Annotated in this window: 22 protein-coding genes; 10 read left to right on the top strand and 12 right to left on the bottom strand. The window is 72.8% G+C overall.

All coding sequences use genetic code 11. From position 1 onward, the window contains the following. Positions 1–5: 5 nt before the first annotated feature. From ACIQFX_RS24645 to ACIQFX_RS24655, 3 genes are read left to right on the top strand one after another with little or no spacing between them, the layout of a single operon-like run. Positions 6–1,148 carry a lipid-transfer protein gene (locus ACIQFX_RS24645; protein WP_402467130.1) on the top strand — a complete coding sequence of 381 codons (1,143 nt, stop codon included), beginning with the start codon at positions 6–8 and terminating at the stop codon, positions 1,146–1,148. Between the two features lie 15 nt (positions 1,149–1,163). After that, positions 1,164–1,595 carry a Zn-ribbon domain-containing OB-fold protein gene (locus ACIQFX_RS24650; RefSeq protein WP_402467132.1) on the top strand — a complete coding sequence of 144 codons (432 nt, stop codon included), beginning with the start codon at positions 1,164–1,166 and terminating at the stop codon, positions 1,593–1,595. Beyond that, on the top strand, positions 1,592–2,368 hold the full coding sequence (locus ACIQFX_RS24655) for an enoyl-CoA hydratase/isomerase family protein (protein ID WP_402467134.1): 777 nt from the start codon (positions 1,592–1,594) through the stop codon (positions 2,366–2,368). Before ACIQFX_RS24650 ends, ACIQFX_RS24655 begins: the two co-directional genes overlap by 4 nt. Here the strand turns inward: ACIQFX_RS24655 and ACIQFX_RS24660 are convergent. Then, a complete protein-coding gene (locus tag ACIQFX_RS24660) occupies positions 2,355–2,957 on the bottom strand; it encodes a hypothetical protein (protein ID WP_402467137.1) in 603 nt (200 codons plus the stop codon). The two genes, ACIQFX_RS24655 and ACIQFX_RS24660, sit on opposite strands and share 14 nt — an antisense overlap. A 125-nt stretch (positions 2,958–3,082) precedes the next feature. Between ACIQFX_RS24660 and ACIQFX_RS24665 the strand changes: the two genes are divergently transcribed. Continuing rightward, complete coding sequence (locus ACIQFX_RS24665; RefSeq protein WP_402467140.1) at positions 3,083–3,715, top strand: hypothetical protein; 633 nt, start codon at positions 3,083–3,085, stop codon at positions 3,713–3,715. A 63-nt stretch (positions 3,716–3,778) separates the two neighbouring features. Here ACIQFX_RS24665 and ACIQFX_RS24670 read toward each other — a convergent pair whose 3' ends face one another. Together ACIQFX_RS24670 and ACIQFX_RS24675 are read right to left on the bottom strand one after the other, a co-directional pair. Beyond that, the gene (locus ACIQFX_RS24670; RefSeq protein ID WP_402467142.1) at positions 3,779–6,220 is read right to left on the bottom strand and encodes a PQQ-binding-like beta-propeller repeat protein; all 2,442 of its coding nucleotides are present in this window, start codon (positions 6,218–6,220) and stop codon (positions 3,779–3,781) included. A 127-nt stretch (positions 6,221–6,347) separates the two neighbouring features. Next, positions 6,348–7,151, bottom strand: coding sequence for a VOC family protein (locus ACIQFX_RS24675; protein WP_402467144.1), 804 nt, complete (start codon positions 7,149–7,151; stop codon positions 6,348–6,350). Positions 7,152–7,477: 326 nt separating this feature from the next. On the opposite strand from ACIQFX_RS24675, the gene ACIQFX_RS24680 reads away from it, so the two are divergent. After that, entirely contained in the window at positions 7,478–8,125 is a 648-nt protein-coding gene (locus ACIQFX_RS24680; RefSeq protein ID WP_017241026.1) for a TetR family transcriptional regulator, read from the top strand. A gap of 169 nt (positions 8,126–8,294) precedes the next feature. Here ACIQFX_RS24680 and ACIQFX_RS24685 read toward each other — a convergent pair whose 3' ends face one another. Both ACIQFX_RS24685 and ACIQFX_RS24690 read right to left on the bottom strand, forming a co-directional pair. After that, the gene (locus ACIQFX_RS24685) at positions 8,295–8,765 is read right to left on the bottom strand and encodes a nitroreductase family deazaflavin-dependent oxidoreductase (RefSeq protein WP_402467147.1); all 471 of its coding nucleotides are present in this window, start codon (positions 8,763–8,765) and stop codon (positions 8,295–8,297) included. Next, positions 8,766–10,040, bottom strand: a complete 1,275-nt coding sequence (locus ACIQFX_RS24690; protein WP_402467150.1) for an acyl-CoA dehydrogenase family protein — start codon at positions 10,038–10,040, stop codon at positions 8,766–8,768. Positions 10,041–10,146: 106 nt separating this feature from the next. On the opposite strand from ACIQFX_RS24690, the gene ACIQFX_RS24695 reads away from it, so the two are divergent. From ACIQFX_RS24695 to ACIQFX_RS24705, 3 genes are all read left to right on the top strand, one after another. Then, positions 10,147–11,307: a thiolase C-terminal domain-containing protein gene (locus tag ACIQFX_RS24695; protein WP_402467153.1), complete on the top strand. Its 1,161-nt coding sequence runs from the start codon at positions 10,147–10,149 to the stop codon at positions 11,305–11,307. Between the two features lie 144 nt (positions 11,308–11,451). Next, entirely contained in the window at positions 11,452–12,729 is a 1,278-nt protein-coding gene (locus tag ACIQFX_RS24700) for an FAD-dependent monooxygenase (protein WP_402467157.1), read from the top strand. After that, entirely contained in the window at positions 12,726–13,379 is a 654-nt protein-coding gene (locus tag ACIQFX_RS24705; RefSeq protein ID WP_402467158.1) for a pyridoxal 5'-phosphate synthase, read from the top strand. Before ACIQFX_RS24700 ends, ACIQFX_RS24705 begins: the two co-directional genes overlap by 4 nt. Before the next feature lie 103 nt (positions 13,380–13,482). On the opposite strand, the gene ACIQFX_RS24710 is transcribed toward ACIQFX_RS24705, so the two are convergent. From ACIQFX_RS24710 to ACIQFX_RS24725, 4 genes are all read right to left on the bottom strand, one after another. Beyond that, on the bottom strand, positions 13,483–15,363 hold the full coding sequence (locus tag ACIQFX_RS24710; protein WP_402467161.1) for an AMP-dependent synthetase/ligase: 1,881 nt from the start codon (positions 15,361–15,363) through the stop codon (positions 13,483–13,485). Positions 15,364–15,433: 70 nt separating this feature from the next. Beyond that, entirely contained in the window at positions 15,434–16,108 is a 675-nt protein-coding gene (locus ACIQFX_RS24715) for a TetR/AcrR family transcriptional regulator (RefSeq protein ID WP_402467425.1), read from the bottom strand. Positions 16,109–16,213: 105 nt separating this feature from the next. Next, positions 16,214–17,554, bottom strand: a complete 1,341-nt coding sequence (locus ACIQFX_RS24720) for a dicarboxylate/amino acid:cation symporter (protein ID WP_402467164.1) — start codon at positions 17,552–17,554, stop codon at positions 16,214–16,216. 384 nt (positions 17,555–17,938) lie between these two features. Then, complete coding sequence (locus tag ACIQFX_RS24725) at positions 17,939–18,205, bottom strand: DUF4229 domain-containing protein (RefSeq protein ID WP_402467166.1); 267 nt, start codon at positions 18,203–18,205, stop codon at positions 17,939–17,941. Positions 18,206–18,426: 221 nt separating this feature from the next. Here ACIQFX_RS24725 and ACIQFX_RS24730 point away from each other — a divergent pair, with 221 nt between their 5' ends. After that, positions 18,427–18,960, top strand: coding sequence for a GNAT family N-acetyltransferase (locus tag ACIQFX_RS24730; protein WP_402467169.1), 534 nt, complete (start codon positions 18,427–18,429; stop codon positions 18,958–18,960). A gap of 213 nt (positions 18,961–19,173) precedes the next feature. Here ACIQFX_RS24730 and mqnE read toward each other — a convergent pair whose 3' ends face one another. Continuing rightward, entirely contained in the window at positions 19,174–20,337 is a 1,164-nt protein-coding gene (mqnE, locus tag ACIQFX_RS24735; protein ID WP_376484722.1) for an aminofutalosine synthase MqnE, read from the bottom strand. Between the two features lie 51 nt (positions 20,338–20,388). Beyond that, positions 20,389–20,844 (bottom strand): Lrp/AsnC family transcriptional regulator, encoded by a 456-nt coding sequence (locus ACIQFX_RS24740; protein WP_017241016.1) that lies wholly within the window; start codon positions 20,842–20,844, stop codon positions 20,389–20,391. A gap of 112 nt (positions 20,845–20,956) precedes the next feature. On the opposite strand from ACIQFX_RS24740, the gene ACIQFX_RS24745 reads away from it, so the two are divergent. After that, the gene (locus ACIQFX_RS24745) at positions 20,957–21,094 is read left to right on the top strand and encodes a hypothetical protein (protein WP_164875197.1); all 138 of its coding nucleotides are present in this window, start codon (positions 20,957–20,959) and stop codon (positions 21,092–21,094) included. On the opposite strand, the gene ACIQFX_RS24750 is transcribed toward ACIQFX_RS24745, so the two are convergent. Next, entirely contained in the window at positions 21,091–21,774 is a 684-nt protein-coding gene (locus ACIQFX_RS24750) for a UbiX family flavin prenyltransferase (protein ID WP_402467173.1), read from the bottom strand. The genes ACIQFX_RS24745 and ACIQFX_RS24750 overlap by 4 nt on opposite strands. Positions 21,775–21,832 lie beyond the last annotated feature (58 nt).

Raw genomic sequence — 21,832 nt, forward strand, 5'->3', positions numbered from 1 at the left:
GTTCGGTGCTCAAGGACGCCACGGCGATCGTCGGAATCGGTCAGACCGCCTTCGCCAAACACCTGCCCGAGACCGAGAAGGCCCTCGCCTGCCGGGCGATCCTCGCCGCCCTGGACGACGCCGGCATCGACCCCTCCGAGGTCGACGGCTTCGCCTCGTACACGATGGAGGAGACCGACGAGGTCGAGGTCGCCAAGGCGATCGGCGCCGGCGACGTCACCTTCTTCTCCAAGGTGGGGTACGGCGGCGGCGGCTCGTGCGCGACCGTCGGCCACCTCGCCGCCGCCGTCGCCACCGGCCAGGCGAGCGTCGGCGTCGCCTGGCGGTCCAGGAAACGCGGCTCGGGCCCCCGCCCCTGGAAGAACACCGCCGTCCAGCTGCCCACCCCCGGCCAGTGGACCCGCCCCTACGGGCTGCTCCGCCCCGCCGACGAGATCGGCATGCTCGCCCGCCGCTACATGCACGAGTACGGCGCCACCCGCGACCACCTCTTCAACGTCGCCCTCGCCTGCCGCAACCGCGCCAACCAGAACCCCGCCGCGATCATGTACGAGCGGCCCCTGACCCGCGAGATGTACATGACGTCCCGCTGGATCAGCGAACCCCTCTGCCTCTTCGACAACTGCCTGGAGACCGACGGGGCCCTCGCCTGCGTGATCGTCTCCGCCGAACGGGCCCGCGACTGCCGGCAGAAGCCCGTGTACGTCCACTCCGCCGCCCAGGGCCTGCCCGCCCAGCACCACGGCATGGTCAACTACTGGAACGACGACCCGCTCTCCGGACCCGCCTGGACCGCCGCCCGGCACCTGTGGAAGCAGGCCGACTTCGGCCCCCAGGACGTCGACGTCGCCCAGATCTACGACGCCTTCACCCCCCTCGTCCCGCTCTCCCTGGAGGGCTACGGCTTCTGCGGCCGCGGAGAGGGCGCCGCGTTCACCGAGGGCGGCGCCCTGGAGATCGGCGGCCGGCTGCCCCTCAACACCGGCGGCGGCGGGCTGAGCGAGGCGTACGTCCACGGCTTCAACCTCATCAACGAGGGCGTGAAGCAGCTCCGCGGCACGTCCACCGCCCAGGTCCCCGACGCCGCCACCTGCCTGGTCACGGCGGGCGAGGGCGTCCCCACATCCGCCGTCCTGCTTCGCGCGTGAGGAGATGATCCCGCCATGCTGACCCCCGTCACCGACGAGGACGGTGCCCCCTTCTGGGAGTACACCGCCCGGGGCGAGCTCCGCGTCCAGGCCTGCGCGGCCCCCGACTGCGGCGAGCTGCGCTTCCCGCCCCGCCCCTGCTGCCCGCACTGCCACTCCTTCGACAGCGAGTGGCGGCTGATGTCCGGCCGGGGCCGGATCTGGTCGTACGTGCTGCCCCACCCGCCCCTGCTGCCCGAGTACGCCGCCCAGGCCCCGTACAACGCGGTGCTCGTCGAACTCGCCGACGCCCCGCGCATCCGCCTCGTCGGCAACGTCGTCGCCGCCCCCGACGCACCCCTGAACTCCGTCGACCCGGCCCGGCTCCGCATCGGCGCCCCGGTGCGGGTCGCCTTCACCGAGATCGACGGCGTCACCGTCCCCCGCTGGCTCCTGGAGCGCGGATGAGCGTCCGGGTCGAGCGCGACAAGGAGACCGGCGTCGCCGTCGTCACCCTCGACCGGCCCGCGAAGCACAACGCGATCACCCTGGACATGGCCCGCGGGCTCGGCACCGTCTGGCGCGGCTTCCGGTACGAGGACGAGGTCCGCGCGATCGTCGTCACCGGCGCCGGCGGACGGGCCTTCTGCACCGGCATCGACCGCGAGGCCGCCGGGAACGTGCCGCAGCCCTCGTCCCCGTACACGATCGACGACCCGCTCCTCGCGATCGGGCCCAAGGCGAACGACCTGTGGAAACCGGTGATCGCCGCCGTCGAGGGCATGGCCTGCGGCGGGGCCTTCTACCTGCTCGGCGAGGCCGAGTTCCTCGTCGCCGGCGAGGACGCCACCTTCTTCGACCCGCACACCACCTACGGCATGGTCAGCGCCTTCGAGACCATCCACATGGCCCAGCGGATGCCCCACGGGGAGGTCGCCCGGATGGCCCTGATGGGCTCCGCCGAGCGGATCTCCGCCCGCCGGGCCTACGAGACCGGCCTCGTCAGCGAGGTCACGGAGACCGGCGGCGCGCTGACCGCCGCCCTGGCCGCCGCCGCCGTCATCGCCTCCTGCCCCACCGAGGCCGTCCAGGGCACGGTCCGGGCGCTCTGGTCCACCAGGGAGGCGGCCCGCGCCCAGGCCCTCGCCCACGCCCCGCACCTGGTGACGCTCGGGAACCTGCCGGCGGACCGCCAGGCGGAGCTGTTCACCCGGCGGGGGCCGGCGTTCAGGACGAGGTAGGCGACGGGGTGCCGGGGGTGCCCGTGGGGGTGGCCCCCGTCACCTCGCCCAGCACGCTGGCGAAGCACTTCCTCACCTGTCCGACGGTCCCCGGGCGGGTCATCGGCACCTCGAAGGTCTTCGTGCGACCGGTCGTGACCGTCGTCTCCGTCCGGTCCACCTCCTTGCGGTCCGCACTCTCGAAGTACACGACGACGCGGAAGGTCTTCTCCGTCCACGAGTCCGAGGTGATCTTCACCGTCGCCGTGGTGTCCGCCTTGCGGGCCGGCTTGCCCTTGCGCTTCTTCTGCGCGGGATCCACGCAGTCGACGACCTCGACGGTCGCGCCCGCCGTCGGAGAGGCGGACGGCGCGGGGTCATAGGTGTACTCGCCCGAGCCGGACGAGCTCCCCGAGCCGCTGTAGTCGTCGTTGCTCTTCTCGTCGCTGGAGCAGCCGCCGCCCGAGTCGTCGTCGGAGTGGCTGCGGCTCTTGCCGCTCTTGCCGCCGCCGCTGCTGCTGCCGTGGCCGCCCTTCCCGGTGTGGAAACCGGTCAGCGCGAGCACCACCACCGCCAGAGTCGCCGCGAGCTTCAGACGCGTCCGTATCATCGCCGCCCCCGTCCTGTTCGTCGTGTCCGCGCCACCCTAGGCGATGCCCCGGTGCCGCGTGGCGGGCCCCCCGCACCCGGCGTAGCGTCGGGAACGAGAGCAGGACCGCCAAGGAGGCCGCATCGATGATCCGCAACGTCGTCGGCTCGGTCCTGGCTCTCGCCGGAGCGACGGCCGCCGTCTGGAGCCCCTTCCGTGCCTGGTACGACGGCCGTCACGGCCGCGACTACGCAATCGACGAACTCTTCACCGGCATCACCGACACCCGGTCCGACGTGCTCGCCTCGATCCTGCTCCCGTTCGCCTTCGCGGCCCTGCTCGCCCTCGTCGGCGTCGTCCTCCGCTCCCGCCTCCTCGTCGCCCTCGCCGGGGTCGTCGTCCTCGGCTTCACGGTCTTCTGGATGGTGCGGGTCGGCCAGGCCGAGGGCAGCCTCGTGATCTCCGGCGACGGCAGGGGCCTCGGCGACGGCGTCGCGAACGCCTTCGGCGGCGGTGTCCTGCTGCTCCTCGGCGCCCTCGTCATGTCGGGCCGGTCCAGTCACGGGAGCCACGGGAGCCACGCCCACCGGCTCGACCCGGAGTACCGCCCCACCCATCCCACGCTCGACGGCCCGCCCGTGACCGGCCCCGGCGGCGAACCCGGCACCCCCGAGGCGCCGACCCGCCACCCGCAGGCCTCGACCCCGTACGCGGCGACCCGCACCTGGGACGTGCCGACCCCGGACCCCGAACGCGAGAACCCGCCGCCGCAGGGCTAGCGTCCTGCGGCAGCGGGTCCCCGGACCGGCCTGGGGGGACGTCCGCCCCAGGCCCTGTCCGATCTAACGCCCGCCGGACCCCCGGCCCGTCGCCGTGCCCTTGACCGCGTCGAGCGCGTACACGCAGCGGTCCTTGCTGCACGCGTACACGACGCCGCCCCGCACCACCGGCGAACCGGTGATCTCGCCGCCCGTGGCGAGCTTCCAGCGGAGCTGACCGCCGGTCGCGTCCAGGGTGTAGAGCACGTGGTCGGCCGAGCCGAAGTGCACCCGGCCGTCGGCGACGACCGGCGAACCGACCAGCTCGCCACCCGCCGCGAACCGCCACCGGGGAGTACCCGTGACCGCGTCGAGCGTGTACAGCGCGCTGCCGCTGCCGACGTGCACGCTGCCGCCGGCGACCAGCACCGGTTCGGCCGACTGGCGCGGCTCGGTCGCGATCCGCCAGCGGTCCTGGCCGGTGGTCGCGTCGAGTGCGTACACCGTGCCGAGGTGGTCGGAGAGGTACACCCCGCCGCCCGTGACCGCCGGTCCGGGCGCGAACGCCGGCGGCGACAGGAACACGGCCGGCGCCTCGAAGTGCCAGCGGACGTGCCCGCCGGCGATGTCGATCGACAGCACCCGGGTGCCGGCGGAGACGTACACGCAGCCGTCCTCCGCCGGGGCCACCCGCACCGGCACGTTGGCACAGGAGGCGGCGTCGCCGATCGGGTACGACCAGCGCTCCACCCCCGTACGGGCGTCGAGGGCCTGCAGCCGCGCGTCCCGCCACACGTACACGGTGTCGCCGTGCACGGCGGGCCCCGCCTCCGGGGTCTCGAAGTCCGTCTGGGCGCCGGTGATCTCCCACAGCTTCGCGCCGTTGGAAGCCTCCCAGCCCTGCACCCCGCCGCCGCGCGTCCCGGTGACGACCGTGCCCCGGTCGACCTGGAGCGAGTACACCCAGGCGTCCGTGTGCAGCCGCCAGCGCTCACCGCCGTCGTTGGCGTCCAGCGCGTACAGCGTCGGGCCGTCCGAGGCGTGGATGCGGCCCGAGGAGACCGCCATCGACCAGGCCACGTCCCGCGTCTTGAACTGGCGCCGGCCGCTCCCCGTGTCCAGGGCGTGCACCTCGAACGAGGTCACGTACAGCAGGTCGCCGTCGACGACCGGCGTCCCCCACACGTCGTTCGACATGCGGAAGCGCCACGGACGCCAGTGACCCGGCTCCGGCGGCGGCTGCGGGGCCGCCGTCTGGTCGGTGCCCTGCGCCGGGACGTTCAGCGGACGCGAACCGGGCGCCGGGCCCGGCTCCGCGCCGTGCGGACCGCCGCCGGGCGGACGGATCCAGCCCGTCGCCGGCCCCCCGTCGGCGCTCAGGCCGACCGCGAGCGCCGCCCGGGTGTCGGCGACCCGGGGACCCGGGCCGATCGGCACCGTCGCTCCCCCGAGCCGCACGGGACCGCCCGCGCTCTCCGCCGGGCCCGCGTGCCGGCCCCCGGGACCGCCCACGGGCTCCGGGTGCCGCGCGCCACCGGGCGCGGGACGCCGGCCGCCGGGCGCCCGGTCCGGGAACCGCGGATCCGCGAACCCCTCCGGCGGGTCCGCCGGAACCGGCGGCACCGGCGTACGGCCGCCGCCCCGGCGCCGCTCGATCATGGCGGTGGCGCTGTGCGGCAGCCACGCCGACGCCGTGCCGCTGTCGTCGCTGCCCGGCCCGAAGAGGTGCGGGGCCAACTGCGCCTGGAGGTCCGCCGGGGACGGCCGCCGGGTCACGTCCATCTGCATGCACGAGTCGATCAGCGGCCGCAGCTCGTCGGGCAGGCCCGCGAGGTCGGGGCCCTCCCGGAGCAGCATGAACACGGTCTCGACCGGGTTGGCACCGTGGTACGGCGCGTGACCGGTGGCCGCGAAGACCAGCATCGAGCCCAGCGAGAAGATGTCGCTCGCGCCGGTGACGCTGCGCGAGTCGCGGGCCTGCTCGGGCGACATGTAGGCGGGGGTCCCGACGGCGACGTTGGTCATCGTCAGCCGCGTGTTGGACACCCCCGACGCGATGCCGAAGTCGATCACCCGCGGGCCGTCCTCCACGACGAGGACGTTCGACGGCTTCAGGTCGCGGTGCACGAGCCCCGCGCCGTGGATCGACTGCAGGGCCTCCGCGACACCGGCCGCCAGCCACCGCACCGCCTGGGCCGGCAGCGGCCCGCACTCGTTCACTATCTCCTCGAGCGAGGGCGCCGGCACGTAGGCCGTGGCCAGCCACGGCACGGCCGCCCGCGGGTCCGCGTCGACGACGGCGGCCGTGTAGAAGCCGGAGACCGCCCGCGCCGCCTCCACCTCCCGGGTGAAGCGGACCCGGAACAGCTGGTCCTCCGCGAGCTCCGTGCGCACGGTCTTGATCGCCACGCGCCGCCCCGAGGCCGACCGCGCCAGATAGACCAGGCCCATGCCACCCGCGCCGAGCCGGCCCAGCACCTCGAAGGGCCCGATACGTCTCGGGTCGTGCTGCGTCAGCTGTTCCACTTGCCTGCCACCTCCCCGTACGGGCCATGAGGGTACGGCCCCGTGGCCCTGATTCTTCCTGTCCGAGGGCCCGGTTGCGAACCCGGGGGCGGATCGGGGTGTCACAGGTCATATCGGCGGCGAGCGGTCAGGGTGCGGTGGGGGGTGCTTGCGGGGGTTTCGGCTCGGAGAGGACGGCGAAGCGGGCGCCTTGGTTGTCGTGGAGGACGGCGATGCGGCCGTGGGGGGTGTCGAAGGGAGGGGTGGCGACGCGGCCGCCGAGGCGTTCGGTGGTGGCGCAGGCGTCGTCGCAGTCGTGGACGGCGAAGTAGACGAGGACGTGGCCGGGCATCTCGGCGGGGAAGTCGTCGGTGATGACGGCGCGGCCGCCGAAGGCGGTGTCGTCGCCGGGGTGGGAGCCGGGGGGCGACCAGACGCGGTAGTCGAAGGAGGCGTCGCGGCCCTCCTCGGCGGCGTCGGCCTGGCGGCCGAGGTAGCCGAAGACGGTGGCGTAGAAGGTGTCGACGGCGTCGGGACGGCGGGTGTACACCTCCATCCAGCAGAAGGCGCCCGGTTCGTTGGTGACGGCGAAGCCGTCGTCGTCGCCGGCCTGGCGGAGGCCGAAGACGGCGCCGCCGGGGTCGGCGGCGAGGGCGAGGACGCCGAAGGGGCCGACGGGGTAGGGCTCCATGACCATCTGGCCGCCGGCGGCCTTGATGCGGGTGGCGAGGGTGCCGGCGTCCTGGGTGGCGAGGTAGAGGGTCCAGGTGGTGGGCATGCGGCCGTCGCGTTTGGGGACGAGTCCGGCGACGCGGCGCCCGTCGAGGAGGGCCTCGTCGCGGTCCGCGTCGAAGGTCCAGCCGAAGAGCTCGCCGTAGAAGCGCTTGCCCGCTTCCAGGTCGGGAAGCTGTGCGTCCACCCAGCTGGGGGTGCCCTCAATGCGTACGGCCATGGCTCCACGCTAGGACGGCGGGGGCGGCGCCGCACGGCCCGCGCTGCCCGGTACGGGCGGGAAGGGGTGTTCGCGGGGCCTTTGCGGGCCTGCGACCCTTGGGGTGACTGGGTTGTCCACCGAAGTTGTCCACAGCCTGTTCATAAGCCTATTCGGGTGCAGGGCTCCCCGGCCCGCTCGGGAACGCCCGCAACCTGGCTTGAACCCGCCCCCGCGCCGGAGCCCGCGCACCCGCACCCACCTCGCAGAACGCCCCCGGAGCGGGGTCGCACCCCATTTGCACTCGGCCGAATCGCGCGCCGATCGCCCCTCGGTAAGCTGACGGCATGACAGGACAAGTACGCACCGTCGACGGCCGCGTGGCCGGACGACGCGGCCAGGCGACGCGGCAGAAGCTGCTCGACTGCCTCGGTGAGATGCTCAGCTCCTCGCCCTACCGGGACGTCAAGGTCATCGATGTGGCCCGGAAGGCGGGTACTTCACCCGCGACGTTCTATCAGTACTTCCCGGACGTCGAGGGAGCGGTCCTCGAGATCGCGGAGGAAATGGCCAAGGAGGGCGCCGGGTTGACCGAGCTGGTCTCCGGCCGCTCGTGGGTCGGCAAGGCCGGCTGGCAGACCTCCGAGGAACTCGTCGAAGGCTTCCTGGACTTCTGGCGGAAGCACGACGCGATCCTGCGGGTCGTGGACCTCGGTGCGGCCGAGGGGGACAAGCGGTTCTACAAGATCCGCATGAAGATCCTGAACTCGGTCACCAACTCCCTCACGGACGCGGTGAAGGAGCTCCAGGCCAAGGGCAAGGTCGACAAGGACGTCAACCCCGCCGCCATGGCCGGCTCCCTGGTGGCGATGCTGGCCTCGGTCGCCGGCCACCAGAAGGGCTTCCAGACCTGGGGCGTGAAGCAGGCCGAACTCAAGCCCAATCTCGCTCTGTTGGTGCATCTTGGCATCACCGGCAAGAAGCCGACCCGATAGCCCCGTCCGTCCCTTCACCCGTCCTGTCGTCGACGCCGGCGGCGGCCCGCTCCCCCGGAAGGCGGAGCGGGACCGCCGTCGGCGTCGCCGTGTCCGGGGCCGGTCCGGGGACCGGTCCGGGGCGCGGTCGCCTGCGGGTCGCGCGGGTGGCGTCCGGGTGGCGTCCGGGTCACCTCCGGGTCAGCCGGAAGAGGCGGATCTCGCGTTCCACCCGGGCCTGGTAGGCGGCGTACGGGGGCCAGAACTCCAGGGCGGACCGCCAGGCGGCGGCGCGCGCCTCGCCCGCGAGCAGTTCGGCGCGTACGGGGATGTCCTCGCCGCGCCAGTTCACGTCCGCGTCGGGGTGGGCGAGGAGGTTCGCCGTCCAGGCCGGGTGGCCGGGGCGGCCGAAGTTGGAGCCGATGAGGAGCCAGCCGCCGTCGGGCTCGGGCATGCAGGCGAGGGGGGTGGTGCGGGGCTGCCCGGTCCTGGCGCCCCGGGCGGTGAGGATCACGCCGGGGAGCATGCGCGCGCTGAGCAGCACCCTGCCGCGGGTCAGCCGGTGCACGGTCCGGTCCATGGCCGGGATGACGTGCGGGGCGATCCTGGCGAAGGTCCGGGTCGAGGACACCTTCTGTACGAGTCTCACGCCGACGGGCATCTACGCCGCCACCTCTCCGAAGGGTCCGGTCCGTTCCGCGGCCCGGGAGCGCAGGCTCCGGGCCGGTCCGAAGAGCAGTTCGTCGGAGGCGGCCCGCTCGAAGTAGCGGTGTGCCTCGTGTTCCCGGCCGGCGCCGGTGCCGCCGTGCAGGTGGACGCTCTCGCCGGCGGTGGCGCGGAGGGCCTCCAGGGCGTGGGCGAGGGCGAGGGGTCCGCTCTCGGGCCCGGGGCCTGGTTCGCGGGCGGCGCAGTGGGTCAGGGAGCGGGCCGCCTCGACCTGGACGTGGAGGTCGCCCAGCCGGTGCCGGGCCGCCGGGAAGGGGGCGGCGGGCCGGCCGGGCCGGGCGGGGGTGCCGAGGTGGGCGACCGCGCGGTCGAGGGCCTCGCGTGCCGCGCCGACGGCTTCGGCGGCCAGCAGGACGGCGGCGGTCCGGCCGGCGGTGGCGAGGGCGCCGAGGACGTCGGCGGGTTCCTCGCCGAGGAGTTCGGCCGCGGTGTCGCGGAACTGGACGGTGGCCTGGGGGCGGGTGGGGTCCAGGGCGGGCTGTCGGGTGCGGACGAGGCCGGGCACCCCGGTGGGGTCGGCCCGGACGAGGAAGAGGAGGGTGCGGCTGCGGGCGAAGCCTCCGGCGTGGGCGGCGACGACGATCAGTCCGGCGCTGTGACCGTCGAGGACGCGGGTGGCCTCGCCGTACAGCCGCCAGCCGCCGTCGGTCGTGCGGGCCGCCTGGATGCCGCCGGCCCGGCCGCCGCCCGCCCAGTCGTGCGCCGCGTTGTCGCCGGTGAGGCCGAGGGCGAGGGCGAGGGGTCCGGGAACGGCGAGGGCGCAGGTGAGGCTGCCGTCGGCGAGGCGCGGGAGGAGTTCGGCGCGCTGGGCGGGGGTGCCGAGGGCCGTGAGGAGCGGGGCGGTGAGGACGGTGGTGGCGAGGAGCGGGGAGGGGGTGAGGGCGCGGCCGGTCTCCTCGCAGGCGAGGGCGAGGTCGGCGAGTCCGCGGCCGGTGCCTCCGCGTTCCTCGGGGAGGGCGAGTGCGGTGAGGCCGAGGGTGCCGGACATGCGGGTCCAGAGTGCGGTGTCGTATCCCTCGGGGGTGCGGGTGGCCGTGCGGTTCCCGTCGGGTCCGGCCCGTTCGGCGAGCAGTTCCCGCAGGGTGCGGCGGAGCTCGTGCCGTTCTTCGGCTGGCGGGGCGGCGAGCGGGTCCCGTCGCTCCTCGGCGGGCGGGGCGGCGGGCGGGTCCGCCGGCGAGGCGGTGAGCGCGGCGTGATCGGCGGCGTCCATGGGGCTCCCTCCGTATCTGACGGTGCGTCATGCTAGGGCGGTGCGGGGTCGGTTGCCCAGAGAACGGCCGGTCCCGATTCAAGAAATCTGATGTACCGTCAGATTCATGACCGTCACGCGCAACGCCCGCCGTGTCGCCGTCGTCGGGGTCTCCCTCTCCGACTGCGGCCGTGTCGACGAGGCCACCCCCTACGCCCTGCACGCCCAGGCCGCCCGCCGCGCCCTCGCGGACAGCGGCCTCGACCGCTCGCTGATCGACGGCCTGGCCTCGGCGGGGCTCGGCACGCTCGCCCCGGTGGAGGTCGCCGAGTACCTGGGCCTGCGCCCCCGCTGGGTGGACTCGACCGCCGTCGGCGGCGCCACCTGGGAGGTCATGGTCGGTCACGCGGCGGACGCCATCGCCGCGGGGCACGCGAACGCGGTGCTGCTGGTGTACGGCTCCACCGCCCGGGCGGACATCCGGGCACGGCGGCGCACCGCGAACCTGTCGTTCGGGTCGCGTGGCCCGCTCCAGTTCGAGGTCCCGTACGGGCACACCCTGATCGCCAAGTACGCGATGGCCGCGCGCCGCCACATGCACCAGTACGGGACCACCCTGGAGCAGCTCGCCGAGGTGGCCGTGCAGGCGCGGGCGAACGCGGCACTGAATCCGGAGGCGATGTTCCGGGACCCGATCACGGTGGACGAGGTGCTCGGCGGGCCGATGATCGCGGACCCGTTCACCAAGCTGCACTGCTGCCTGCGCAGCGACGGCGGGTGCGCGGTGCTGCTGGTGGCGGAGGAGTACGTGCGGGACTGCCGTACGGCGCCGGTGTGGGTGCTGGGCACGGGCGAGCACGTCTCGCACACCACGATGTCGGAGTGGGAGGACTTCACGGTGTCGCCGGCGGCGGTGAGCGGCCGGCTGGCGTTCGAGCGGGCGGGGGTGTCGCCGGCGGACGTCGACCTGGCCGAGGTCTACGACGCCTTCACCTACATGACCCTGGTGACCCTGGAGGACCTGGGGTTCTGTGCGAAGGGCGAGGGCGGCGCGTTCTTCGCGGAGAAGGACCGGTTGCCGGTGAACACGGACGGCGGCGGGCTCTCGGCCTGCCACCCGGGGATGCGGGGGCTGTTCCTGCTGGTGGAGGCGGTGCGGCAACTGCGCGGGGAGGCTCCGGGCCTGCAGGTGCGGCGGGCGGACGGCTCGCTGCCGGAGCTGGCGGTGGCGTCGGGGACGGGGGGCTGGTTCTGCTCCTCGGGGACAGTGGTGCTCGGCCGGGGGTAGGGCCCGCCCGGCGGATCACGGCCGGGGCGCCGGTGACCGCCGAGAGAATCTACACAAGCGTCATAGACAGCCGTGTAGGACATCCGTATAGTCATGTCTGCGGGCAGGGGAACGGCCCGCAGACACCCGACGAGGAGTCCTGCCGTGAACAGCACCACGACCAGCACCACGACCGCCGCCAAGACCGTCCTGATCTCCGGCGCCTCGATCGCCGGCCCCGCCCTCGCCCTCTGGCTGCACCGCTACGGCTTCACCGCCACCGTCGTCGAGCGCGCCCCCGAACTCCGCACCGGCGGCTACAAGGTGGACATCCGCGGCACCGCGATCGAGGTCTGCCGCCGGATGGGCGTCCTCGACGAGATCCGGGCCAAGTCCACGGACATGCGCGGCGGTTCGTACGTCGACGACGCCGGCCGCACCATCGGCGAACTGCCCGCGGACATCTTCGGCGGACGCGTCGAGGAGGACGACGAGATCATGCGCGGCGAGCTCGCCCGGATCCTCCACGACCGGACCCGCGACGACGTCGAGTACGTCTTCGGCGACTCGATCGCCGCCCTCGCCGAGGACGCGGACGGCGTCACGGTCACCTTCGAGAGCGGCACCGTCCGCCGCTTCGACCTGGTCGTCGGCGCCGACGGACTCCACTCGAACACCCGGAGGCTCGCCTTCGGCCCCGAGGAGCGGTTCAAGCGCCACCTGGGCGCGTACATCTCCATCTTCACCGCCCCCAACCACCTGGGCCTGGACCGCTGGGAGACGTACCACGCGCTCCCCGGGAAGCTGGTCTGCGTCTACAGCTCGGCCGGCGAGGCCGACGCGAAGAACCTCTTCATCTTCTCCTCGCCCCGGGAACTCCCCCACGACCCCCGGGACGTGACCGCCCAGAAGCGCGCCCTCGCCGACCGGTTCACGGGCGACGGCTGGGAGATCCCGCGGCTCCTCGGGCACGCGGCGGACGCCGACGACTTCTACCTCGACTCCATGTCCCTGGTCGAGATGGACCGCTGGTCGAAGGGGCGCGTCGTCCTCCTCGGCGACGCCGCCCACTGCTCCTCCCCCGCCTCGGGACAGGGCACCGGCCTCGCCCTCACCGGCGCGTACGTCCTCGCCGGCGAGCTGGCCAGGGCCCACGGCGACCACACGGTGGCCTTCGCCCGCTACGAGGAGCGGATGCGGCCGGGCGTGGAGCAGAACCAGCGGATGGCCGAGGGCTTCGTCAAGGAGATGACCGTCGGCTCGAAGTGGAAGATCGCCCTGCGCATGCTCATGGTGCGGACGCTGCCGAAGACCCCCTGGAAGAACCTCATCGCGAAGAAGATCCGCGACGGCATCCAGGCGGCGGCGAACGCGGTCCCGATCGAGGACTACGCCGCGCCGACCGCCGGAGCCGCCGACCCGCGCCCTACCGTGGCCGCATGACCGACTTCCACCACGCCCTGCGCTCGCTCCGGGTCTGGGACACCGCGCTCCCGTCCTTCGACCCGGCAGGCGCCCCGCCCGAGCCCCTCGCCCTCTTCCACGACTGGTTCACCGAGGCCGTCACGGCCGGCCAGACCGAGCCGCACACCCTCTCCCTGGCCACCGTGGACGAGGACGGCAGGCCCGACGTCCGCACGGTGATGCTGCACGACGCCGACGCGCGCGGCTGGCACTTCGCCTCCCACGCCACCAGCGCCAAGGGCCGCCAGCTCGCCGCCCGGCCCGAGGCCGCGCTCGGCTTCTACTGGCCGGCCCGGGGCCGCCAGGTCCGGGTCCGCGGCCACGTCACCACCGGCACCCCCGAGGAGGCGTACGAGGACCTCCACGCCCGCACCACCGGCGCCCTCGCCGCCGCCCTGGTCGGCCGGCAGAGCGAGGTCCTCGACTCCCCCGGGACCCTCGCCGAGGCGAGCGCCGCGGCCTGGCGGCGGGCCGAGGCGGAGCCGGACGCCCCCTCCCCGACCTGGACGCTGTACGTGGTCGAACCGGCCGAGGTCGAGTTCTTCCAGGGCGACGAGCGGCGTCGCCACCTCCGCCTCCGCTACCGCCGCGAGGCCGGCGGCTGGACCCGCGAACTCCTCTGGCCGTAGGCCCCGTCGGGCCTTGGCAGACCTTGTGAGACCCCGACCGGCCGCCGGGCCGACCCGCCCGAGGTACCGCTCGACCCACCGCTGGACCGCCCCGCCCGAGCGCCTATTCGGCCCCGGGCCCGTACATCTCCTCAATCTCCCGGGCGAAGTCCCTTAGGACCGCTCGCCGTTTGAGCTTGAGGGAGGGGGTGAGGTGGCCGGAGGTCTCGGAGAACTCGGTGGTCAGGACCCGGAAGGCGCGGATGGACTCGGCGCGCGAGACGAGGCGGTTGGCGTCGTCGACGGCCCGCTGCACCGCGGCGAGCAGCTCCGGGTCCCGGGTCAGCTCCCAGAGCGCCAGGTGGTCCTTGTGCCGCATCCGCCGCCAGTGCGTGAGGCCCTCGTGGTCCAGCGTGATGAGGGCGGAGACGTAGGGCCGGTCGTCGCCGAGGACGAGGCACTGGGCGACCAGCGGGTGGGCACGCAGCCGGTCCTCCAGCGGGGCGGGGGCCACGTTCTTCCCGGCCGAGGTGATGATGATGTCCTTCTTGCGGCCGGTGATCCGCAGGTAGCCGTCGTCGTCGAGCGAGCCGAGGTCCCCGGTGGGGAACCAGCCGTCGTCGGTGTACGGCAGGGCCACCCCGCGCTGGGCGTCCCAGTAGCCGGCGAAGACGTGGCCGCCCTTCAGCCACACCTCGCCGTCGTCGGCGATCCGGACGGACGTGCCCGGGAGCGGCCAGCCGACGGTCCCGGTGCGCGGCCGCTGCGGCGGGGTGACGGTGGAGGCGGCGGTGGTCTCCGTCAGGCCGTACCCCTCGAAGACCTCGACGCCGGCGCCGGCGAAGAACTCGGCGAGCGGGGCGCCGAGCGGGGAGCCGCCGCAGATCACGTACTTCACCCGGCCGCCGAGCGCGCTCCGGATCCGCCGGTAGACCAGCGGGTCGTACAGCGCCCGGGCGGCCCGCAGGGCGAGCGAGGGCGCGGGCCGTCCCCCGTACCGGCGGGCGATGCGGGCGGCCCGGTCGAAGGCAGCGGCCTTCCCGCCGCGTTCGGCGGTGGCGCGGGCGGTGTTGAAGACCTTCTCCAGGACGTACGGGATGGCGAGGAGGAACGTCGGCCGGAAGGCCGCGAGGTCGGTGAGGAGTTCGTCGCCCTCGACGGAGGGGGCGTGGCCGACGCGGACCCGGGCGCGGACGCAGCCGACGGACACCATCCGCCCGAAGACGTGGGAGAGCGGCAGGAAGAGCAGGGTGGCGGCGGGTTCCTTGCTCTCGGAGACGAAGACGGGGTGGAGGAGCCGGACGGCGTTGTCGACCTCGGCGAAGAAGTTGGCGTGGGTGAGGGCGCAGCCCTTGGGCCGGCCGGTGGTGCCCGAGGTGTAGATGAGGGTGGCGAGGGTCTCCGGGGTGAGGAGTCCGCGGCGGGCGGTGACGGCCTCGTCGGAGACGCGGGAGCCGGCTCTGCGGAGCTGGTCGACGGCGCCGGCGTCCAGGACCCAGAGGTGGGCGAGGCCGGGGAGTTGGCGGCGTTCGGCGGAGACGAGCCGGGCCTGTTCGGGGTCCTCGACGACGCAGCCGGCGGCGCCGGAGTCCTGGAGGATCCAGCGGGTCTGGAAGGCGGAGGAGGTGGGGTAGACGGGGACGGTGACGAGTCCGGCGGCCCAGGCGGCGAAGTCGAGCAGGGTCCACTCGTAGGTGGTCCTGGCCATCAGTGCGAGCCGGTCGCCGGGCCGCAGGCCGTGGGCGATGAGGCCCTTGGCGACGGCGTGCACGTCGGCGGCGAAGCGGGCGGCGGTGACGTCGTACCACTTCCCCTCGGCGTCCTTGCGGGAGAAGAGCGGGGTCTCGGGTTCCTGGCGGGCGTTGTCGTAGGGCAGGTCGGCGAGGGAGCCGCGCCGCACCACGGGGACGAGCGGGGGGAGGGTGACCTCCCGTACCCGCCCGTCGACCAGTGTCTTGTGCGGCTCGACCGGTTCGGTGCCGGATGCGGCGGTGACGACGGACACGTGCGGCTCCTCGGTTATCGCGATGAACTGAGGTCGTGCGTCGGTACGTTGCGCCCTGGCGAAGCTTTAACTAGCCGGTAACCTTACTGTGCGGTAAGCCTCGTCGGGGAGACCACCGTTCGCTTTTCATGAGGTTTCCGAGTCCGGCCCAGGCGAAGTTCATGAGCGTCGCCGCGGCCTCCCGCGCGCTCACCCCCGGCGTCTCGTTCGCCCAGCTCGCCAGCGACTCGGCGGAGCCGACCAGCGCCTGTGCCAGCGCCGCCACGTCCCGCCCGGTGATCCCGTCGCCGCCCCGCGCGTCCCGCACCGCCTCCTCGATCAGCCCGGCCGTGAAGTCCGCGATCTCGTCCCGCATCCGCGCCGCCTCCGTCGCGAACGGCTCCCCCTGCGTCCGCGCCTGCCGGCTCAGCACCACCCACGCGTCCGGGTGCTCCGCCGCGTACGTGAAGAAGGCGAGCAGCCCCGCCCACAAGCGCTCGTCGGGCGGCAGGCTCCGGTCCTCGACCCCGGCGGCCACCGCCGCGAGCAGTGCCCCTGCCTCGCGCCGGATGCACGCGGTGAAGAGCTCCTCCTTGGAGTTCAGGTACAGGTACACCAGCGGCTTCGACACCCCCGCCAGCTCCGCGATCTCGTCCATGGACGTCGTCTGGTACCCGTGCCGCGCGAAGCACCGCACCGCCGCGTCCAGCATCTGCCGCTCCCGCACGGCCCGCGGCAACCGCCGCGCCTTCGTCCCGCCGGCCATGGCGACCACCCCTGCTTCCAAGATCCGCTGGATGCCCCGCGAAAGCGTACGTGCCCCCCGCCCGGACGGGGGCGGGGGGCACGTGGACCTTCGGGGCCGTACGCGTCAGGCGGCGGTCGTGACCGCGACCTTCTCGTCGGTCCCGCCGATCTCGACGAGGTCGTCGATCGGGGAGGACGAGGCGTTCTCGTACGCCGTGTGGTCGAGGATCTTCTCGCGGGCGGAGACGATCACCGGGACGAGCGCCTGGCCGGCGACGTTGGTGGCGGTCCGCATCATGTCGAGGATCGGGTCGATCGCCATGAGCAGGCCGACGCCCTCCAGGGGCAGGCCGAGGGTGGAGAGGGTCAGCGTCAGCATGACCGTGGCGCCGGTGAGCCCGGCGGTGGCGGCGGAGCCGATGACGGAGACGAAGGCGATCAGGAGGTAGTCGCCGATGCCGAGCTGCACGTCGAAGATCTGCGCGATGAAGATCGCGGCGAGCGCCGGGTAGATCGCGGCGCAGCCGTCCATCTTGGTGGTGGCGCCGAACGGGACGGCGAAGGAGGCGTACTCCTTCGGGACGCCGAGGCGCTCGGTGACCTTCTGGGTGACCGGCATGGTGCCGACCGAGGAGCGGGAGACGAAGGCCAGCTGGATGGCCGGCCAGGCGCCCTTGTAGAAGTGGAGCGGGTTGACCTTGGCGACCGTGGCGAGCAGCAGCGGGTAGACGCCGAAGAGGACCAGGGCGCAGCCGACGTAGATGTCGGCGGTGAAGGTCGCGTACTTGCCGATCAGGTCCCAGCCGTAGTCGGCGATGGCGAAGCCGATGAGGCCGACGGTGCCGAGCGGGGCGAGGCGGATGACCCACCACAGGGCCTTCTGGAGCAGCTCCAGGATCGACTCGGAGAGGGTGAGGATCGGCTTGGCGCGGTCGCCGAGCTGGAGGGCGGCGATGCCGGCGACGGCGGCCATGAAGACGATCTGGAGGACGTTCAGCTCGGTGAAGGGCGTGATGACGTCCGTCGGGACGATGCCGGTGAGGAAGTCGATCCAGGAGCCCTCGCGCTTCGGCAGCTTGCCGTCCTGCGGGGTGAGGCCGGTGCCGGAGCCCGGGTTGGTGATCAGGCCGATCGCGAGGCCGATGCCGACCGCGATCAGCGAGGTGATCATGAACCAGAGCAGGGTGCGGGTGGCGAGCCGGGCGGCGTTGTTCACCTTCCGCAGGTTGGTGATCGACACCAGGATCGCGAAGAAGACGAGCGGGGCGACGGCCAGCTTGAGCAGCTGGACGAAGATGTCGCCGACCTGACCGAGGGTCTCCTTCAGCCAGGAGACGTCCTGGCTGCGGGCGATCCAGCCGAGCAGGGCGCCGAGGACCAGACCGGCGATGATCTGGGCCCAGAAGGGGACCTTCGGTATGCGGGACGAGGACTTGGCCTCGGGCGCGTTCGCGGGCGCGGACAACGGACACACTCCACAGGTGCGTATGGGGACGTACGAGGACGGGGTGCGGCACGCACGCGCTCGGGCGCGGGCCGCTGCATGATGCCGGGGAGGTCAGGACTCGCGGCGACAGACCGCGGACATACAGCGGCACAGGTCGACGTGCAGGCGCGCCACGAGCGGGATGCTCGCGGCATGAGAGGGGCGCACTGCTGTCGTCATGCCGAACACGTTAACACTTGAACTTTGAGAACCTCAAAGCCATTCTTTGGGATGCGAGAGCCCCGTCACGCCTCCGAAACGCAGAACACCCCTGGCTGGAGCCTTGGAAGGCCCTGCCAGGGGTGTGCGTCTGTGAGGAAGCTTACGCAGTCTTCACGTCTCCGCGCGCGCCTCCGTACGGCACTAGAGCGCGTCCTCCCGCGACCGGTTCTCGGCCAGCCGGCCCTTCGCGCGGTCGACCTTCGCCACGACCTCGGCGCTCGCCTCGTCCCGCACCTTGCGCAGGAGGACGAAGCTCAGCGGGGCGGAGACGACGATGGAGAGGACGAGGACCCAGAGCAGGTTCGAGTCGCCGAGGCCGCGCGGCAGCACTCCGGCATAGACGAGACCCCACAGGGCGAGGAAGCATCCGGCGAAGATGCCGAGACGCATCAGCGTGTAGCGGAGCATGTCAGCCCACTCTTCCGTTCCGACGTTTCCGAAAAGTACCCAAGATCCCATACGGGACAAGCGCACCTCCAGTGAAGCACGGGACGGGAGACCGTCCGGGAGCGGGGGCCACCCGGCCGGGGAAGGGCCGGGCGAGGGCCGCGCGAGGGCCGGGCGAGGGCCGCGCGTCCACGGGTCGGAATCCCTTGAGCCCCCTGGCTCGTAATATCTACACTCGCGACATGACCCTTACCTTCGAGGTGGACCCGGTCGTCGACCCCGCCCTGCGCGACGGCGTCCTCGCCCTCTGGGCCGACGTCACCGACGCGGGCGGCGCGGTCGGCTTCGTGGCCCCCGCCACCCCCGACGTCATCCGCCCCGCGCTGCTCCGGCACGTCGTCGCGATGGCCGAGGGCCGCACCCGCCTCCTCGTCGGACGCGACGAGGCCGGCGAGATCGCCGCCACGGCCTTCTTCACCTTCAACACCCACCCGCTGATGGGCCACTGGGTGTGGCTCTACACGGTGATGGTCCACCCCCGCCACCAGGGCAGGGGATACGGCCTCGACCTCATGGCGGCGGTCGAGCGGACCGCCCGCACGGCCGACGGCTTCGAGGCGGTCGAGGCGATCCGCCTCACCTGCCGGGGCGGCCTCGGCCTCGAAGGCTTCTACGCCCGCGCGGGCTACAAGGAGGTCGGCCGCGTCCCCGGGGCGATCCGGGTGGCCCCGGGCGACGACCGCGACGACATCGTCATGCTGCTGCCCCTGCGCTGACCGGCGGTCGGCCGGGGGGGCGGGTCCACGTCGACCTGCGCCGGCCCCGGGACGGGTCCGCGTCGACCTGCGCCGCCCCCGGGGCGGGTCCGCATCGACCGGCGCCGGCCCCGGGCCCGCGCTGCCCGGCGCCCGGCCCGGCGCCGGGCACGCGAAAGGGCCGACGGGGGTGTCCCGCCGGCCCTTTCGCGTGGTGCGACGCGGTGGCGCGCCTCAGAAACGCATCGCCTGCGGGGTCTCGCGGCGGTCGGCGTCCGGGCCGGGGTACTCGCGGATGATCTCGTACCGGGTGTTCCGCTCGACCGGGCGGAAGCCGGCGTCGCGGATCAGTTCGAGCAGGTCCTCGCGGCCCAGCTTGTTCGGGGTGCCGTAGTTGTCGGCGTCGTGCGTGATCTTGTACTCGACGACCGAGCCGTCCATGTCGTCGGCGCCGTGCTGGAGCGCGAGCTGCGCGGTCTGGACGCCGTGCATGACCCAGAAGACCTTGACGTGCGGCACGTTGTCGAAGAGCAGCCGGGAGACCGCGAAGGTCTTCAGGGCCTCGGCGCCGGTCGCCATCGTGGTGCGCGCCTGGAGCTTGTTGCGGACCTTGCCGTCCTGCATGTCGACGAAGTCGTGCTGGTAGCGCAGCGGGATGAAGACCTGGAAGCCGCCGGTCTCGTCCTGGAGCTCGCGCAGCCGCAGCACGTGGTCCACGCGGTGGCGCGGCTCCTCGATGTGCCCGTAGAGCATGGTCGAGGGGGTCTTGAGCCCCTTCTCGTGGGCGAGCCGGTGGATCCGGGACCAGTCCTCCCAGTGGGTGCGGTGGTCCACGATGTGCTGCCGGACCTCCCAGTCGAAGATCTCGGCGCCGCCGCCGGTCAGGGACTCCAGACCGGCCTCGATGAGCTCGTCGAGGATGTCGGAGGCCGACATCCCGGAGATCGTCTCGAAGTGGTGGATCTCGGTGGCCGTGAACGCCTTGAGGGAGACGTTCGGCAGGGCCTTCTTGAGTTCGGAGAGCGAGCGCGGGTAGTAGCGCCAGGGCAGGTTGGGGTGCAGCCCGTTGACGATGTGGAGCTCGGTGAGGTTCTCGTTCTCCATCGCCTTCGCGAGGCGCACGGCCTCCTCGATGCGCATGGTGTACGCGTCCTTCTCACCCGGCTTGCGCTGGAAGGAGCAGTAGGCGCAGGAGGCGGTGCAGACGTTGGTCATGTTCAGATGCCGGTTGACATTGAAGTGGACCACGTCGCCGTTCTTGCGGGTCCGGACCTCGTGGGCCAGACCGCCGAGCCAGGCGAGGTCGTCGGACTCGTACAGGGCGATGCCGTCCTCACGGCTCAGCCGCTCACCGTCCCGGACCTTCTGCTCCAGCTCACGCTTGAGCCCCGCGTCCATATACGGCCCGCCTCCCTTTATCTCCGAAACCAAGGCTTACCCACCGTACTCTCAGCCCTCTTCGGGCAGCTCCCCGACCCGGTTCTCCCACTTCGTGGAGAGCACGATGGTCGTACGGGTGCGGGAGACGCCCTTGGTGCCGGAGAGCCGGCGGATCGTCTTCTCCAGGCCGTCGACGTCGTTGGCGCGGACCTTGAGCATGAACGAGTCGTCGCCGGCGATGAACCAGCAGTCCTCGATCTCGGCGAGGTCCTTGAGCCGGCGGGCCACGTCCTCGTGGTCGGCGGCGTCGGAGAGCGAGATGCCGATCAGGGCGGTCACGCCGAGGCCGAGCGAGGCGGCGTCGACGGTGGCGCGGTAGCCGGTGATGACTCCCGCCGCCTCAAGACGGTTGATGCGGTCGGTGACGGAGGGGCCGGAGAGCCCCACGAGGCGGCCGAGCTCGGCGTACGAGGCGCGTCCGTTCTCACGCAGGGCCTGGATGAGCTGCCTGTCCACGGCGTCCATAGGGAGGAACCTTCCATTGTCCAGCGATACCGCGAGTTTAGGTGTAGAATCTAAGGTACACAGGGGCGACACCCTGTGAATCTTTCAGCAGATCAAAGACGATCTTTCAGGAGTGGTGTTCACCGTGTACACGATCGAGATGGCCTACGCACGCATGCGCGAGCTGCAGGACCTGGCCAACCGCTCGCGTGCCCACCAGCCGTCCGCCGCCTCGAAGCGCGCCGCGAAGAAGCGCGCCAAGAAGCGCTAATCAGTGGGGAGTGCTCCACCGAGCTCTCCCTCCCAACGGCGGTACAGCCCGTGCGGCACCCCTGCCGCGTCGAGCACCCGCCCGGCGACGAAGTCCACCAGATCCTGGATGTGCGTCGCCCCCGCGTAGAACGCCGGAGAGGCGGGCAGCACCACGGCGCCCGCCTCGTCCAGCGCCACCATGTGCTTGAGCGTCTGTCCGTTCAGCGGGGTCTCCCGCACGGCGACCACCAGCGGACGCCGCTCCTTCAGCGTCACGCTCGCGACCCGCTGCAGCAGGTCCTTCGAGAGCCCGAGCGCCACTCCCGCCACCGCGGCGGTCGAGGCCGGCACCACGAGCATCCCCTTCGCCGGGTACGAACCCGAGGACGGCCCCGCGGCCAGGTCACCGGCCGCCCAGTACCGCACGTCGTCCAGACGGTCCGCGACGTCGAAGGCGTCCGGCTTCCCGTCCGCGCCCCGCGCCAGCCAGGCCGCCAGGTCCTCGCGCCAGTGGGCGTCCCGGAAGGAGATGCCCGTCTCGTCGAGCAGCGTGAGCCGCGAGGCCCGCGACACGACGAGGTCGACGCTCTCCCCCGCGGCCAGCAGTCCCCTCAGTACGGCGGCGGCGTACGGCGTACCCGACGCCCCGGAAACCCCCACCACCCAGGGCCGACGACTCTTCTTCTCCTGCGACTCCACGACGCTGAGCCTATCCGGCCGCGAAAAACCAGGCCGTGGCAAGGCGGCCGACCGGGAA

Source organism: Streptomyces sp. NPDC093089 (genome assembly GCF_044754405.1).
Classification (GTDB): domain Bacteria; phylum Actinomycetota; class Actinomycetes; order Streptomycetales; family Streptomycetaceae; genus Streptomyces.